The organism is Microbacterium sp. GW823-FHT02G05 (assembly GCF_058797175.1).
The window spans coordinates 651,156-665,196 of sequence record NZ_JBXAJK010000002.1; the positions used below are offsets into that span (position 1 = coordinate 651,156).

Here is a 14,041-nt window from a genome sequence, read left to right on the forward strand (position 1 = left end):
GTTGTTTCACTTCAGGCTATCGAGGTGCCCCCGGCACGGCGACTCAGGGTGTCATGCAACATGTGCGCGCGGGTGAGCGCGCACGAACCAGTTGACGATGCCGGCGACGAAGGCGATGCCTGCGGCGATCATCGGCAGCATCAGCGCGGCGGCGACGCCGTACTGCTCGGCGAGCGAGCCCGTCACGGCGGCGCCGAGCGACTGCCCCACGATGATCGCCGACCCCAGCATCGTCATCACCGTGGCCGAACGTCCCAGCGGACTGCGTGAGGCGCCGAGGCTGTACTGCGTCACGAGCGTCGGTCCGATTCCGATGCCCATGATCGCCAGCACCATCGCCATCTGGCCTGTCGTCTCAACGGTGCCGAGCAGCAGCGCCCCGCCGAAGAGGATGCCCGCGAACGTGATCCAGCGTGCGCGAAGCGTGAAGCGTGCGGGAAGCCACGCGACGCCGAGCGCGAGCACGGCGGAGCCCACGCCCATGACGCCGTACAGAAGCCCGGCCTGCTCGGGTTCGCCTCGGACGTCCATGAACGCGGTCAGCGACGTCAGCATGGTGCCGAAGAAGATGCCGACTCCGAAGATGCCCAGCACGACGATCAGCAGACCGGGACGGAAGAGCTCCGAGACCGATGACGGCGCGCGCCCGTGCGCGTCCCGTTCGATCGAGACGTAGCTGGCACTCGGGTGCAGCGCGAAGGCGCCCACGAACAGCAGGGTGAGCGCGGCCGCTCCGACGAGCGGTGCCCACGGTGCGAGGAAGGACGCCAGGATGCCCACGATGAACGGGCCGAACACGAAGACGGTCTCGTCGGCGGCGGACTCGTAGGCCATGGTGCCGGAGAGCGTGCGCGCTCGTCGTGCCTGAGGCATCCGCTCGGTGATCATGGTGACGAGTCGCGAGCGCGACAGCGGCGACACCTGGGGTGCTGTCGCGCCGATGCCGAAGGCCGCCGCGAGAACGAGCGCGTCGACGGCCGTCGAGTACACGACGAGGGTGAACACGATCAGCATGGTCGCGTTGGCGACGGCGAGGATGCTGAGCACGATGCGCTGGCCGAAACGGTCGGACGCGGCGCCCAGGAACGGTCCGAAGCAGGCCGTGCCCACGCCGACGGCCGCGGAGGTGAGTCCACCAAGCGTGAGGGAGTCACGCGAGGAGACGACGACGGTCAGGACGCCGACGACCATCATCGCGAACGGAAGGCGCGCGACGAACGCGATGACGAAGTACGGCCAGCCTGCGAGGCGCAGCAGGGTGGTCTCGGGAACGGATGCGGTTGATGTCATGGCTCTGCTCCTACGGAAGCGGGCTCGGGTGCCGCCGCTTTCCGTCAGGGGTGCTGACGGCCGGTAGATACACAACGGATCATGACGGTCCGGATGCTTCTGCATGGGCGCCTGGGCGCGCAGACCGTGACTTCGATGATAGCGCCGTCAGCTGGTCAGGTGCTGAAACACGGGCGATCGCCGTGCGGCGCCTGCTCTATCGTGTAACGCACCGCGATCCGCTTTCCGCCTCCGACGAAGGCTGCCGATGCTCATCTCCCCCGCTCCCCTGCCGCCGCGCTCGCAGCGTGTCTCCTCCGCCAAGCCGTCGCCGGTCCGCGACCTGCTGGCACTCACCCGCCGCCCCGAGGTCATCTCCTTCGCCGGCGGTCTTCCCGCCCCGGAGCTCTTCGATCTCGACGGCATCCGGGAGGCGTATGACGTCGTGCTCGCTCAGCCGTCCTCGCTGCAGTACTCGATGTCCGAAGGTGATCCCGCACTGCGGGCGGAGGTGGCCGCGGGGTACACGGTCGACGGGCTCCCGACGGAGGCATCCGATCTGCTCGTCACGACGGGTTCGCAGCAGGCCCTCGGTCTGCTTGCGACCGCGCTCCTGGATCCCGGTGACGTGATCTTCGTCGAAGACCCCTGCTACCTGGCTGCGCTGCAGACCTTCGCGCTGGCCGGCGCCCGCGCCATCGCGGTGCCGTTCGCCGGGGACCAGCTCGACTTCGACGCGCTCGAACTTCTGCTCGCCGCGCATACGCCGAAGTTCTTCTACACCGTCCCGACCTTCCAGAACCCGACCGGGCGCACGTACACGCCGGAGTCCCGCGCACGCCTTGCACAGCTTGCGATCCGCCACGGCTTCCGCATCATCGAGGACGAGCCCTATCGTCAGCTTCGCTACAGCGGCGATCCTGTGGCGTCCATGGCGACGCTCGCCCCGGACCATGTCATCTGTCTGGGCAGCTTCTCGAAGGTCATCGCCCCGGGGCTGCGCCTCGGATGGGTGCGGACGACCCCCGACATCCACCCGGCCGTGGTGATCGCCAAGCAGGCAGCTGACCTGCACACCTCAACGATCGACCAGGGCGCCGCCGCGCATTACCTCGCATCGGGCCGCGGCCGCACCGCGCTCGGACGCATCACCCGGGCGTACGCCGCGCGGCGCGACGCGATGCTCGACGGGCTCGCGGAGGCGCTTCCCGCCGGCAGCACCTGGAACCAGCCGGATGGAGGGATGTTCGTGTGGGCGCGACTTCCCGAGGGGTACGACGCGACCCCCGCCCTGTCGCGCGCGCTTGAGCACGACGTCGCCTTCGTGCCGGGAGCGCCGTTCTTCGCCGAAGCCGCGGACGAACGCTCTCTGCGCCTGTCCTTCACCACCTACGAGCCCGCGCGCATCAGAGAAGGGCTGCAGCGGCTGGGCGCAGCGCTTCAGGCCGGGTAGCGTAGGCGCATGCGCAACTACCTGTTCGGAAGCGGCCTCATCAGCGCGATCACCAGCGGCGTCGCGCTGCTGCGCGGTTCGAAAGACACGCCCTTCACCTGGCGCGCTGTGCTCGCATGGATCAGCTGGGGCATCTCCGTCGCGCTCGTCATCGGGGCGATCGTCGACATGCGACGCGAGCGCGAGAGCGAAGCCGTCGCACGGATCGCGGAGAAGAAGCGCCGCTGATCCCCGTCAACGTGTGAGGATCAGCGCCTCGCCCTGACCGCCGCCACCGCAGAGACTGGCGACGGCGACCCCGGAGCCTCTCCGGGCGAGCTCATGCGCGAGGTGCACGACCAGTCGGGTCCCGGATGCGCCGATCGGGTGCCCCATCGCGATCCCCCCACCGTGCACGTTCACAATCTCCGACGAGAGATCCAGCTCCTCCTGCGAGCGTGCAACCACCGCGCCGAAGGCCTCGTTGATCTCGACGAGATCCAGATCGGATGCTTCGATGCCCTGCTTGTCGAGCGCACGCCTGATCGCACGAGCGGGCTGCGCCTGGAGTGAGTTGTCGGGCCCCGCAGTCTGACCGTTGGCGCCGATCGTCGCGAGCACCGGCCACCCCTGCGCATCAGCGTGGGCGCGGGTCGTCACCACGACGGCCGCGGCGCCGTCGGAGATCTGCGAGGAGTTCCCGGCGGTGATCGAACCGCCTTCGGCGAATGCGGCTCGAAGGCCTGCGAGCGTCTCCATCGTGGTCTCGGGGCGGATGCCCTCATCGGTCGTCAGGAGAATCGGTTCGCCCCGCCTCTGTGGCACCGTCACGGGCACGATCTCCGCATCAAACACGCCGGACTTGCGGGCAGCGGTCGCACGTCGGTGAGAGCGCTCAGCGACCGCATCCTGAGCCTCACGGGTGAGCCCGAAACGCTCGTTGTGTCGCTCGGTCGATGCCCCCATGCTCTCGTTGTCGTAGGCGTCGGTGAGGCCGTCGTAGGCCATGTGATCAAGCACCTCGACGCTGCCGTAGGTCCAGCCGTCACGCGTTCCCGGGAGCAGGTGCGGTGCGCGCGTCATCGACTCCATGCCTCCTGCTACGACGGTGGTCGCATCACCGCAGCGGATCATCCTGGCCGCGTCGATGATCGCCGTGAGGCCGGACAGGCAGACCTTGTTGACCGAGTGCGCCGGGACGTCCCAGCCGATGCCGGCGCTGATCGCGGCCTGGCGCGCGGCGTTCTGCCCGGATCCTGCGGCCAGCACCTGACCGAGGATGACGGCGTCGATCTCTGCCGGATCGATCGATGCCTGCGCCAACGCGCCACGGATGGCGAACGCCCCCAGCTGGGGCGCGGTGAACGAGGCGAGCTGGCCCTTGAGTCGGCCCTGCGGAGTGCGCGCGGCGGCGACGATGACGATGTCGGTGTCAGTCATTGGATGCTCCTTCAGCGGCGCGCCGTCAGCGCGTCAGAGATGATCAGTGGCGGTTCGGTGGCGGCGACGACGTCGTCCACGCTCACCCCGGGTGCGGTCTCCACGAGTACCAGCCCATTGTCGGTCACATCGATGACCGCGAGGTCGGTGATGATGCGATCGACCACGCCGCGCCCGGTGAGCGGCAGCGAACAGGCGTGCACGATCTTCGCGCTGCCGTCCTTCGCGACATGCTCCATGAGCACGATCACGCGGGCTGCGCCGTGCACGAGGTCCATCGCGCCGCCGGGGCCCTTCACCATCTTCCCGGGGATCATCCAGTTCGCGAGGTCTCCCCCGGCGGACACCTGCATGGCCCCCAGAATCGCCGCGTCGATCTTCCCGCCGCGGATCATGCCGAAGCTCAGCGCCGAGTCGAAGAAGGCGGCCCCGGGCAGCACCGTGACGGTCTCTTTCCCGGCGTTGATGAGGTCCGGGTCGACAGCATCTTCGCGAGGATAGGGGCCCACGCCGAGGATGCCGTTCTCCGACTGCAGGACCACCGTGACATCCGCGGGCAGGTAGTTGGGAACCAGCGTGGGAAGTCCGATGCCGAGGTTCACGTAGGAGCCGTCCTGCAGCTCCGCCGCCGCGCGGGCGGCCATCTCGTCTCGTGTCAGCGCCATGTCAGGATCCTTCCGCCGAGACGGTGCGGCGCTCTATGCGCTTGGGTGCGTCGGGGCCGACCTCGATGATGCGGTGCACATAGACACCAGGGAGATGGACGCAGTCCGGGTCGAGTTCACCGGGCTCGACGAGCCGCTCGACCTGCGCGATGCAGACCCGACCGGCCATGGCCGCGAGGGGGTTGAAGTTGCGCGCGGCCTTGTTGAAGATCAGGTTGCCGTGCCGGTCTCCGCGCGCCGCGTGCACGAGAGCGAAGTCCGTGGTGATCGCTTCCTCGAGGACGAATTCTCGGGCCTCGCCCCCGACGGCGAAGGTGCGCACGTCCTTCTGCGGAGAGGCGACGGAGACTGTGCCATCCGCGTTGTAGCGGCGCGGAAGCCCGCCCTCCGCCACCTGGGTCCCCACACCGGTCTGCGTGTAGAACGCGGCGATCCCGGCGCCACCGGCGCGCAGCTTTTCGGCAAGAGTCCCTTGCGGCGTGAGCTCGAGCTCCAGCTCGCCCGTGAGGAACTGCCGTTCGAACTCTCGGTTCTCCCCCACGTAGGACGACGTCATCTTCTGGATGCGCTGCGCTCCGAGGAGAACGCCGAGACCCCAGTCATCCACCCCGCAGTTATTGCTGACGATGCTGAGATCCTTCGTGCCCTGCGCGAGCAGCGCCTCGATCAGCGCGATCGGATTGCCAGAGAGGCCGAATCCGCCGACAGCGAGGGATGCGCCATCAGGGATGTCGGCGACAGCATCCGCCGCGCTCTGCCACTGTTTGTCGATCACCCGTTGCTCCTTTGCCCATGCGTGACGCCTGCTCTCAGCATCGCCGCCCTGCGCATCGGACACGGAGCCGCGTGTTGCCATGTGGACGTTCACGGAAGTATCGTCCACATTATGGAACGCCAGAACCGCGTCATTCCCGGCGCCCAGGCCATCGCACGCGCGGCGCATCTGCTTCGTCTGGTCACCTCGAGCGGCACGAACGGCACCGCGCTGCACAACCTGGCGCACACGGCGGGCCTCACCCGGTCGACGGCGCACCGCCTGTTGAGCGCCCTGCGCGCGGAGGGCCTCGTCGACCGGGACGAGGAGAGCGCCAGGTGGATGCCGGGACCCGAGCTCTTTCTTATGGGAACAGTGGCCGCGGCCCGCTACGACGTCACCCCGCTCGCTCGTGACATCGTGCGCTCGCTCGCCGTCAAGACAGAAGAGAGCGCCTTCTTCTCCGTACGTCGCGGCGACGAGACCGTCTGCCTGCTTCGCGAGGAGGGCGCGTTCCCCATCCGGTCCTTCGTGCTCAGCGAGGGTGTCCGGTTTCCACTGGGCGTCGCCAGCGCCGGGATCGCGATTCTCGCTTTTCTGCCCGACCACGATGTGGATGCCTACCTCGAGCGGCACCCCGAGCTCGGGGAGCAGTGGGGCCGACACCATGGTGAGACCGCGCTGCGCGCCCGGCTCGCAGAGACGAAGGAGCGCGGCTTCGCCATCAACCCGGGGCTCATCGTCGAGGGCAGCTGGGGCATCGGCGCCGCCGTCTTCGATCGCGCAGGCCGCCCGGAGTGGGCGCTCAGCCTCACCGGCGTCGAGTTCCGCTTCGGCCCCGACCGGATGGCTCACCTCGGCCGCACACTCCTGGCCCATGCACACGAGCTCTCCGCGCGCATCGCGAACGCGCGCCGTTGAGCCCGTGGCGGACCCGCTTGCCTCAGCCCTGCACGTCGTCAAGAACCGCGCCGACGAACGCTGAGACATGCTCCTGCAGGCGCAGAATCCGCAGGTCGCGCGCCAGTTCGCGATCGTACCCCTCGTAGGCGAGGGGCGGCAGCATCCGTACCGACCGCGAGCATCCGAACTCGGCGCAGATGAGAGTGCCGATCGTATCTCCCTTGCGCCCCGCGGCGCCTGCCTTGCGCGCCACATACAGCTGCACGTCGTTGCGGAGAGTGACATCCTCACACCAGGAGCACAGCGCTCGTGCGAGCACCCGCTGCTCGGCCCGCTGCAGGATCACCCCGGTCAGAACATCGTCGCGCCACACCACCACGTAGGCGCGGCGCGGCAGCTTGGGATCCACCCAGCCGAGGAAATCGAGACGTTCGAAGTCGGTGTCCGCGAAGTTCACGGGCAGCTGAAGATCCGTGGTCTCTTTGCGGGTGGCATTGCGGAAGGATGCGCGAATGGCGCGCTCGTCGATGGGACGCATGAGTGAAGGTGCTTTCCGGATGGCCGCGATCGCGGCGAGTCAATGAGAGAGGTGGCGTCTCGCGCAGATGCGAGGCCGGGCAGGCGAGATCGCCGGCGACGGGAGTTCCGCCTCCGGCTCATGGTCAGCCTCTGCCCGCGGCGCTGTAGGCGCCTGCGACTCCGCTCCGCGCCCCGAGGGCACTCATCAACGACAGCATGGGCTGATCGTATCGCGCCTCGCTGGGCGCGAGGAGTTCGCCAGCCCAGAAATGCGTAAGCCTCGAACACCTGGTGAGAGTCGTCGTCATCGGCGTTCGCCGCTGCATCCTCTTGCTCAGCGTCGCGCTGCAATCGCTGCAGGGCGCAGACCACATGACGGCGCAAGCACCGAGGAGGGAGAAATATATCAGTATGAAGCAGGGTTGTCTGTAGGCAAAAGAGGGGACAGCGATTCGCACCTGGCCGCCAATAAGGTGCGGCTATGAACAAAACCAGAACGCGTCCGCGACGCGCCCAACGGCTTCGTTTGCTGTCCAGCCTCGCGTCACTCATCTTGCTGGTGAGTGGGCTTTCGCTCATCCCGACAGCAGCCCATGCGGCGGGAATCAACCTCATCCAACCCGTGACCGGGTATGTGAGCGGGTACGTAGGATACCGATGCCCCTCGACCACCGACGATTCTCACCTCGGCGTCGACATCACGGGCAACGCTGGTTACCCGATCGTCGCAGCGGCCGCAGGCAGAGTCGAAACTGCTGGATACCACAACGGCTACGGCAACCAGGTTGTGATCAATCACGGGAACGGATACAAGACACGGTATGCGCACATGTCGCAGCTGCCGAGCGTGAACGTTCAGGATCAGGTGCAAGCGGGACAGCTACTCGGCTACGTAGGAAACACAGGACACAGTGACGGGGCTCACCTTCACTTCGAGTTCTGGCAGAACGACACCAACTTGGGCTCCTCGTTGGGGTACAGCTGCCGCCAGCAGGTAACCCAGGGCGCGGCAATCCCGGGATTCGGCGGGTTCCGCCCCGGCCTCGGTGATATCAACGGCGATGCCATCGCCGACCTCCTGGCCATCCGAAACGATGGCTATCTCGTCACCTTCTTCGGCAACGGGAACGGCGGCATAGGTCTCGTCCACCCGAACGGGCCTGGCTGGGGAAATTCGATCGGAATCGTCCACGGCGACTATGACATGGACGGCGCGGGAGACGTTCTGCAGGTGCGCTCTGACGGGGGCCTCTACTTCTACAAGGGAAACTACGCGAGCGGGTTCACACCGACATACGTCGGTGCTGGCTGGGCCAACTTCAGCCTGTTCACCGGCGGAGTCGACTTCACCGGCGATGGACTGCCGGACCTGGTAGTACGCGGATCCAACATGAACCTCTACGCGTACCCCGGCAACGGCGCCGGCTCGTTCGGAACACCAGTACAGATCGGCCAAGGCTGGTCGGGCTTCAACGCTCTCGTCGCCGGCGACTTCAACAAGGATGGCCGAGGCGACATCATGGCACGCAACGCCGCCGGCGACCTCTGGGGCTACTTCGGAACGCCGAGTGGTCTGACCAACGTGCAGCAAGTCGGGTGGGGATGGACCGGATTCTCAACCATCACCGGCGGCGGCGACCACAACGGTGACAGCAACCCGGACCTCGTCGCACGCCGTGCGAGCGACAACACGCTCTGGCTCTACCCCGGCAACGGCAACGGCGGCTTCGGAGCAGGTGTGCAGATCGGTAACGGCTGGGGCACCTACGGACTGATCTCGTAGCGCCGACGAAGTGCCCCTCACCTCCGAAGGGGTGAGGGGCATTTGCGTGTGGAGTCCCGAGACGGGGGGTCAGAATCCCAGATACTTCGATGCGATCGGTCGCCCGATGACGCGTCGCGTCACCCAAATCGACCCCCGGCTCAGCAGGATCGCGGCCGCCACCTGAAGGATCTGGATCACGAACAAGACGGGGAAGTTGTCAAGTATCGGGCCCCTGCTGATCAGACTCGTCGTCCGAACCCGTGTCTTGCGACGTGAACAGCGCCGCTCTTCGTGGCCTCCATCGTCGAGGAGTAGTCGTCATCGGCTTCTACGTATCCCTCGCACCAGCGTGGTAGCACATCAGGGTGGAAGTGCACCCAGATGAGCGCCTCCCGTGACGGCCGCGACATGGCGTGCCAGACAGACTGTCGAGGCGGGTAACCCGGCGGGAAGGACTCCGTGAACTCGAACAGTGCCGTCGCCCCCGCGGGTATCGGCGCGTCCAAGACGATGACCACCCCTGACAGCAGCCTCCCCGGGTGCGCATACTCACGATCGACTCGACCACCCGAAACGTCCGAGATGACCGACATGATGTCGCTCTCCCTGGTTGACTGCACCAACGATCGCATGACCGTTCGTTCGACAGCACCAGTACGGCCCGCGTAAGCGGTGACCTGAGTGGAAAGGTCACGTAGCTCATCCTCTGAGACCGACCTCAGCGCGGCCAGTGTTTCCGCGGCCTCGCGCTGTTCGCGTTGCTCATCGAATGGCACCTCCGGCGCTAGGCGAGGGGTTCGGGTGTCGCGAGGATCTCGTCGACGAGCGCGATCCCTCCGGTGGAGTTCACTGAGTGCATGAGTTTCTCGACCCACTTTGGATTGATCTGTGGCGGCTCCGTGCCTTCGAAGGTGAAGCGCAACGGGATCGATGGGTGCAGCCAGATTGTGGAGCGTCCACCGTCTTCCCCCTCGAAGTGATCCCAGGACAGTGTGAAGCTCTCCTGTCGTCGCAACTTCGTCGCGATCACGATCTTCAGGTGGGCGAGCGCACGGTCCTCGATATGGATGGGCTCAACGGCGTTGCCGTAGTGCAGGGTGGCCATGAGGGCAACCATAGCCCGGTCTCCTCTCCTCGGTATCCAGCTTTTGGCCGGAAGGCCCCCGCCCCGGAAACGCGGAACGCGACATCAGGGCGGGGAACCGTCCGGTCAGAGCCGAACCCGATAGGCCGACGTGCATCGACCCTCCCTCCGGATGCGACTCTGACGGCGACGGTACGCCCGATCCCGCGCTGGACTTACCCCGTGGCGCATCCAGCAACGATCACGTATCCTGCTCCGCCGTTCGGGGTGTGCCGCTGCCGGAAGCCCACGTTCCTCTGCTCAGCCCGGAGTGCGAATCGCTGAAGCCTCAACGTCGCTGCGCTCCGCAAGTGGGGTATCTATCCGAGAGTGAGGGGCGTAGCGTGAGGAACATGTGGACCGTAATCATCATCTTGCTCATCGCCTGGGCCGTCCTCTCGGTCGTCGGCTTCGCGATCAAGGGTCTGCTGTGGCTGGCGATCATCGGGATTATCCTGTTCGTCGGAACTGTGATCTTCGGACTTGTGCGGAACCACAACAGCAAAGGCCGTCCTCAGGCCTGAGCACACCCTGTCGGCTCGCGGCGGGGATTATGAAGGAGCACGCCATGTCTGTTGGAGACCACATCAAGTCGGCGTCTGAAAATGCCTCTCACCTCACGCAACGGTTCGTGGACGCCGTAGAGAAAAAGGTCAACAACGTCACTGGCGCAATCGAGAACGCCGCAACGGCGACGGGCAAGAAAGTGCGTGACATCGCTGGAAACAACTCCGACGCACCGAGCACGGAAGAAGAAGTCGCTGATCGCGGAGACCGGGATGCGTCCGAGCATTGGGCGGACGACGGTGGAAATGAGTCCCGTCCCATAGGGCTCACTGACCGTGAGAAGCGATGGACGAAGGCGACAGGTGAACACTGGCATCCGTATGAGGCGACTGCGGAAACACAGGCGCGAGCCGACGGAGAAACCCGTGACAGGTCGCAAAAACCGAATCACATCCCCTCCCGCTCCCCCGACGAACGCGGCTAACTGCGCCTCACCTGTCATCAGTTCGCTCTGGTCGTGATGACCGGCGGTTCGGGGCGAGGCCTCGCAGACTTCGGTGCACAACAGAATCACAGAAGTGCCCGGGTCGCACCTACTCGAATGTCGACGAATGACCGACCCGGCTGATGGTGCCCAACATGAAATGACGCTCGTCTTTTGAAGGAAAACCGAATCGCCGGCCTCGAGGCGCAGGGGCCGGATGGGTGGCGGATGCTGTCGGTGCGCTCGGTGTGACGGTCGAGGCATTCCGCGTACTGTCTGTGCATTCCACGCACCGTTCCAGCCCCCTGGGCCAGACCGGGGCATCGACCCTCTTATGTTGGGCGTGTGGAAGATATGTCTCGTCGTCGCGCGCTCAAAGCCGCCGCATGGTCTGTCCCGGTGATCGCCGTCGCCGCAGCGACACCGATGGCGGCAGCATCCGGGGCGGGCACAATCACCTACGCCGACACGCTCGTGATTCAGAACGAGATACGTGTCTATTTCGAATTCACATCGTGGACTTCCAGGTTCGATATCCCTGCGAGCTCGTTCACCTTCCCCTACAACCCATCCCTCACCGTGGACTACTCATACAACGATAGGAAGAGCACCTATTTTGTGCAGCTCTACATTGGGGTGTCCGGCAGCAGCGTGCTCTCCGGCGAAACTCTCCTGATCAACATCGATGGGCTAGCTCCGTACCTCACAGTTGTCGCCTAGCCCCCTGCGAAGACGAAATGCCCCTCACCTCCGAAGAGGTGAGGGGCATTGTCATGGGTGACTAGCGTGAGTTCCGCGACGATCGCGGCGCGTTCGGTGGAGCCCGCGGCGTGGTCAAGGATCGCGATGCGTTCGGTGTCGATGCGAGTGAACGCGGTGAGGGAGGCGTTCGCTCTGACGCGCAGACCGTCCTCAAGCGGAAGTGTTCCTGCTTCCCCCTCACGCGACGGTTGCTAGAACGGAACGCAGCCCGTCCGACCCACACGGCAAAGGCCGGCCACCCACGTACTCGACGATCTGTTCAGTCTCAAAGTAGCCACCAGATAGCCACCAGACATGCAAAAAACCGCCTGTCTGGCGAGAGACAAGCGGTTTTCCGTGCACCCCCTCGGACTTGAACCGAGAACCCACTGATTAAGAGTCAGTTGCTCTGCCGATTGAGCTAGAGGTGCGTGGCCCGGTGTTCCCCGGCCGAGAAACAACGTTACCAGCAGATTCTCACGACGCGAAATCGAGGTGTTCATCGGCGAGCCGTCTATCCTGAAGGGGTGACTTCCTCCCCCGACACCACCGTCCTTCGGGGTGACCTCGACCTCGCGCTGCGGCTTGCTGACGCGGCGGATGCGCAGTCCCTCCCCCGCTTCGATTCGGCCGATCTGGACGTCTCACTCAAAGCGGATCGCTCGCATGTGACCGATGCCGATCTTGCGACCGAGCGCGCGATTCGCGCACTCCTGTCCACCGAGCGTCCCGCTGACGGGATCTTCGGCGAAGAGTACGGCAGTGAAGGAGACACCCACCGCCAGTGGATCATCGACCCGATCGACGGCACCGCGAACTTCCTCCGCGGTGTACCGCTGTGGGGAACGATGATCGCACTCGCGATCGACGGCACTCCGGTCCTCGGTGTCGTCAGCATGCCCGCGCTGGGTCGCCGCTGGTGGGGACTCGTCGGCGAGGGCGCATGGACGAACACGGATGCGACACCACGCAGCATCCGCGTGTCTGATGTCTCAACGCTGGATGAGGCCAGTGCGAGCTTCCAGAGCATCGCGCAGTGGGACGAGGCCGGACATCTTCCCGCGCTCATCGCGCTGAGCCGCCGCGTCTGGCGCGACCGCGCCTACGGCGACATCTACTCGTACATGATGCTCGCCGAGGGCCGCCTCGAGATGGTCGCCGAATTCGACGTCAAGGAGTACGACATCGCCGCTGCGGCGGCTATCGTGAACGCGTCGGGCGGTCGAATGACCTCCTTCGACGGCGACGAGACGATCTCAGCGCTCTCGACACTTGCCACCAACGGGGTGCTCCACCAGGACTTCCTCGATCTGCTCCATTCACCCCCTCCCACGACGGACTGATTCACTATGCCCAGTCGCTCGATCTCTCGATCACTGCTCGCGATCGCGGCAGCCGGAATGCTCGCGGTTGTCACGGCCTGCGCCCCATCTCCGGCAGCCCCTGAGACGCCGGATGCTTCGCCCGCGCCCGTCGGCACGCCCAGCGTGGCACCGGTGACGCCCACTCCGGAAACTCCCGCGGCCGCGCCGACGTGCGAAACACTCATCTCCCAGACCACCGTCGACGCATTGACCGCCGAGGGATGGACCGTCGAGAAACGCGAGTTCACGATCGCAGGCGAGGTCATCGCCGACGGGATGCAGTGCTTCTGGGCCGACTTCGCGGTCGCCTCCGATCACGGACAGCTGTACGGCTGGGCTCCGATGACGACCGAGCGCGCGAAGGCGGCGATCGACACGCTCATCGCGGAGGGCTGGTTGCGCGAAGACAGCGATCGCGGTGTGTACATCACCGTCGATCCGAAATTCGCATTCGCCACCGACGAAGAGGGTTACGGCATGACCTACCTCTTCGGCGATGGCTGGGTCACGCTCTCTGACACCAAACAGGGACTTGTTCTGATCGAGGCACCGCAGCCGTAAGCCGCAGGTCGGTCAGTCCGACCGGGCGTCGTGCGCTTCGTCGCCGTCCTTGGCAGAGTTCTCGCCACGCCCTTCGTCGAGGCGCTCCGGTGCGCCGCCCGAGGCAGTGTCGGCCTCCTCGTTCTCGCCGGGTGTTCCCTGCGTGTTCTGCGGATCGCTCATGATGTGTGTCCTCTCCCTCCGCGTAGAGATGATCTACACGGCGTGCAGATGCTTGTGCTCCTCGTGGGCGTAGAAATGACGAATGTCCTCCAGGACGTCGAACACGGTCTGGTAGCACCCCGCCAGCGGAAGGTCGCGCAACCATACGACATCGACCACACCGTCCTCGACCCGATAGACGCACGCCACCGTCCCGCGGAGATCATTCGAACCGTAGCGATGGTCAACGATGAGCCACTCATCGTCTGTGACCTGCCTCGACTCGAACCGTGGGTTCTTCACTCTGTCCATTTTCGTCCCTCCGCCTGTCGCTCCCACCCTGAGCTGTGGAGGGAATTCTCACTACTCCCTT

18 protein-coding genes and 1 tRNA gene are annotated in these 14,041 nt (G+C 65.6%); 9 read left to right on the plus strand and 10 right to left on the minus strand.

Features of this window, described 5'->3' with window-relative positions; genetic code table 11:
• Positions 1-51: 51 nt before the first annotated feature.
• Positions 52-1,290 (minus strand): MFS transporter, encoded by a 1,239-nt coding sequence (locus tag AC1REM_RS13120; protein ID WP_492515011.1) that lies wholly within the window; start codon positions 1,288-1,290, stop codon positions 52-54.
• A 247-nt stretch (positions 1,291-1,537) separates the two neighbouring features.
• Between AC1REM_RS13120 and AC1REM_RS13125 the strand changes: the two genes are divergently transcribed.
• Both AC1REM_RS13125 and AC1REM_RS13130 read left to right on the plus strand, forming a co-directional pair.
• The gene (locus AC1REM_RS13125; RefSeq protein WP_492515012.1) at positions 1,538-2,722 is read left to right on the plus strand and encodes an aminotransferase-like domain-containing protein; all 1,185 of its coding nucleotides are present in this window, start codon (positions 1,538-1,540) and stop codon (positions 2,720-2,722) included.
• Positions 2,723-2,731: 9 nt separating this feature from the next.
• The gene (locus AC1REM_RS13130) at positions 2,732-2,950 is read left to right on the plus strand and encodes a hypothetical protein (RefSeq protein ID WP_492515013.1); all 219 of its coding nucleotides are present in this window, start codon (positions 2,732-2,734) and stop codon (positions 2,948-2,950) included.
• A 6-nt stretch (positions 2,951-2,956) separates the two neighbouring features.
• Here AC1REM_RS13130 and AC1REM_RS13135 read toward each other — a convergent pair whose 3' ends face one another.
• The 3 genes from AC1REM_RS13135 to AC1REM_RS13145 are packed head-to-tail and all read right to left on the minus strand — an operon-like array spanning position 2,957 to position 5,581.
• Positions 2,957-4,141: an acetyl-CoA C-acetyltransferase gene (locus tag AC1REM_RS13135; protein ID WP_492515014.1), complete on the minus strand. Its 1,185-nt coding sequence runs from the start codon at positions 4,139-4,141 to the stop codon at positions 2,957-2,959.
• Between the two features lie 11 nt (positions 4,142-4,152).
• On the minus strand, positions 4,153-4,806 hold the full coding sequence (locus AC1REM_RS13140) for a CoA transferase subunit B (RefSeq protein ID WP_492515015.1): 654 nt from the start codon (positions 4,804-4,806) through the stop codon (positions 4,153-4,155).
• A 1-nt stretch (position 4,807) separates the two neighbouring features.
• The gene (locus tag AC1REM_RS13145) at positions 4,808-5,581 is read right to left on the minus strand and encodes a CoA transferase subunit A (protein WP_492515016.1); all 774 of its coding nucleotides are present in this window, start codon (positions 5,579-5,581) and stop codon (positions 4,808-4,810) included.
• A 111-nt stretch (positions 5,582-5,692) separates the two neighbouring features.
• On the opposite strand from AC1REM_RS13145, the gene AC1REM_RS13150 reads away from it, so the two are divergent.
• The gene (locus tag AC1REM_RS13150; protein WP_492515017.1) at positions 5,693-6,481 is read left to right on the plus strand and encodes an IclR family transcriptional regulator; all 789 of its coding nucleotides are present in this window, start codon (positions 5,693-5,695) and stop codon (positions 6,479-6,481) included.
• A 22-nt stretch (positions 6,482-6,503) separates the two neighbouring features.
• On the opposite strand, the gene AC1REM_RS13155 is transcribed toward AC1REM_RS13150, so the two are convergent.
• Entirely contained in the window at positions 6,504-7,001 is a 498-nt protein-coding gene (locus tag AC1REM_RS13155; protein WP_492515018.1) for an FBP domain-containing protein, read from the minus strand.
• A gap of 462 nt (positions 7,002-7,463) precedes the next feature.
• On the opposite strand from AC1REM_RS13155, the gene AC1REM_RS13160 reads away from it, so the two are divergent.
• Positions 7,464-8,765: a peptidoglycan DD-metalloendopeptidase family protein gene (locus AC1REM_RS13160; RefSeq protein ID WP_492515019.1), complete on the plus strand. Its 1,302-nt coding sequence runs from the start codon at positions 7,464-7,466 to the stop codon at positions 8,763-8,765.
• A gap of 221 nt (positions 8,766-8,986) precedes the next feature.
• On the opposite strand, the gene AC1REM_RS13165 is transcribed toward AC1REM_RS13160, so the two are convergent.
• Entirely contained in the window at positions 8,987-9,523 is a 537-nt protein-coding gene (locus AC1REM_RS13165; protein ID WP_492515020.1) for a hypothetical protein, read from the minus strand.
• A gap of 8 nt (positions 9,524-9,531) precedes the next feature.
• Complete coding sequence (locus AC1REM_RS13170) at positions 9,532-9,852, minus strand: DUF7882 family protein (RefSeq protein WP_492515021.1); 321 nt, start codon at positions 9,850-9,852, stop codon at positions 9,532-9,534.
• A 371-nt stretch (positions 9,853-10,223) separates the two neighbouring features.
• Between AC1REM_RS13170 and AC1REM_RS13175 the strand changes: the two genes are divergently transcribed.
• The 3 genes from AC1REM_RS13175 (at position 10,224) to AC1REM_RS13185 (ending at position 11,581) form a co-directional block, all read left to right on the plus strand.
• Entirely contained in the window at positions 10,224-10,394 is a 171-nt protein-coding gene (locus tag AC1REM_RS13175) for a hypothetical protein (protein ID WP_492515022.1), read from the plus strand.
• Between the two features lie 44 nt (positions 10,395-10,438).
• A complete protein-coding gene (locus AC1REM_RS13180; RefSeq protein ID WP_492515023.1) occupies positions 10,439-10,861 on the plus strand; it encodes a hypothetical protein in 423 nt (140 codons plus the stop codon).
• Positions 10,862-11,260: 399 nt separating this feature from the next.
• Complete coding sequence (locus tag AC1REM_RS13185) at positions 11,261-11,581, plus strand: hypothetical protein (RefSeq protein WP_492515024.1); 321 nt, start codon at positions 11,261-11,263, stop codon at positions 11,579-11,581.
• A 379-nt stretch (positions 11,582-11,960) separates the two neighbouring features.
• Here the strand turns inward: AC1REM_RS13185 and AC1REM_RS13190 are convergent.
• Positions 11,961-12,033, minus strand: a tRNA-Lys gene (locus AC1REM_RS13190).
• A 96-nt stretch (positions 12,034-12,129) separates the two neighbouring features.
• On the opposite strand from AC1REM_RS13190, the gene AC1REM_RS13195 reads away from it, so the two are divergent.
• The gene (locus AC1REM_RS13195) at positions 12,130-12,945 is read left to right on the plus strand and encodes an inositol monophosphatase family protein (protein ID WP_492515025.1); all 816 of its coding nucleotides are present in this window, start codon (positions 12,130-12,132) and stop codon (positions 12,943-12,945) included.
• A gap of 6 nt (positions 12,946-12,951) precedes the next feature.
• Entirely contained in the window at positions 12,952-13,527 is a 576-nt protein-coding gene (locus AC1REM_RS13200; RefSeq protein WP_492515026.1) for a hypothetical protein, read from the plus strand.
• Between the two features lie 12 nt (positions 13,528-13,539).
• Here the strand turns inward: AC1REM_RS13200 and AC1REM_RS13205 are convergent, their stop codons facing one another.
• Both AC1REM_RS13205 and AC1REM_RS13210 read right to left on the minus strand, forming a co-directional pair.
• Complete coding sequence (locus AC1REM_RS13205) at positions 13,540-13,689, minus strand: hypothetical protein (RefSeq protein ID WP_492515027.1); 150 nt, start codon at positions 13,687-13,689, stop codon at positions 13,540-13,542.
• A 33-nt stretch (positions 13,690-13,722) separates the two neighbouring features.
• Positions 13,723-13,971 carry a hypothetical protein gene (locus AC1REM_RS13210; protein ID WP_492515028.1) on the minus strand — a complete coding sequence of 83 codons (249 nt, stop codon included), beginning with the start codon at positions 13,969-13,971 and terminating at the stop codon, positions 13,723-13,725.
• Between the last annotated feature and the right edge of the window lie 70 nt (positions 13,972-14,041).

What these genes read in the sequence shown, in the direction of transcription:
- AC1REM_RS13140 (WP_492515015.1), bottom strand. Translation starts at nt 4,806, where the DNA reads ATGGCGCTGACACGAGACGAGATGGCCGCCCGCGCGGCGGCGGAGCTG.
- AC1REM_RS13170 (WP_492515021.1), bottom strand. Translation starts at nt 9,852, where the DNA reads ATGGCCACCCTGCACTACGGCAACGCCGTTGAGCCCATCCATATCGAG.
- AC1REM_RS13150 (WP_492515017.1), top strand. Translation starts at nt 5,693, where the DNA reads ATGGAACGCCAGAACCGCGTCATTCCCGGCGCCCAGGCCATCGCACGC.
- AC1REM_RS13155 (WP_492515018.1), bottom strand. Translation starts at nt 7,001, where the DNA reads ATGCGTCCCATCGACGAGCGCGCCATTCGCGCATCCTTCCGCAATGCC.
- AC1REM_RS13160 (WP_492515019.1), top strand. Translation starts at nt 7,464, where the DNA reads ATGAACAAAACCAGAACGCGTCCGCGACGCGCCCAACGGCTTCGTTTG.
- AC1REM_RS13120 (WP_492515011.1), bottom strand. Translation starts at nt 1,290, where the DNA reads ATGACATCAACCGCATCCGTTCCCGAGACCACCCTGCTGCGCCTCGCA.
- AC1REM_RS13205 (WP_492515027.1), bottom strand. Translation starts at nt 13,689, where the DNA reads ATGAGCGATCCGCAGAACACGCAGGGAACACCCGGCGAGAACGAGGAG.
- AC1REM_RS13200 (WP_492515026.1), top strand. Translation starts at nt 12,952, where the DNA reads ATGCCCAGTCGCTCGATCTCTCGATCACTGCTCGCGATCGCGGCAGCC.
- AC1REM_RS13180 (WP_492515023.1), top strand. Translation starts at nt 10,439, where the DNA reads ATGTCTGTTGGAGACCACATCAAGTCGGCGTCTGAAAATGCCTCTCAC.
- AC1REM_RS13125 (WP_492515012.1), top strand. Translation starts at nt 1,538, where the DNA reads ATGCTCATCTCCCCCGCTCCCCTGCCGCCGCGCTCGCAGCGTGTCTCC.
- AC1REM_RS13135 (WP_492515014.1), bottom strand. Translation starts at nt 4,141, where the DNA reads ATGACTGACACCGACATCGTCATCGTCGCCGCCGCGCGCACTCCGCAG.
- AC1REM_RS13175 (WP_492515022.1), top strand. Translation starts at nt 10,224, where the DNA reads ATGTGGACCGTAATCATCATCTTGCTCATCGCCTGGGCCGTCCTCTCG.
- AC1REM_RS13130 (WP_492515013.1), top strand. Translation starts at nt 2,732, where the DNA reads ATGCGCAACTACCTGTTCGGAAGCGGCCTCATCAGCGCGATCACCAGC.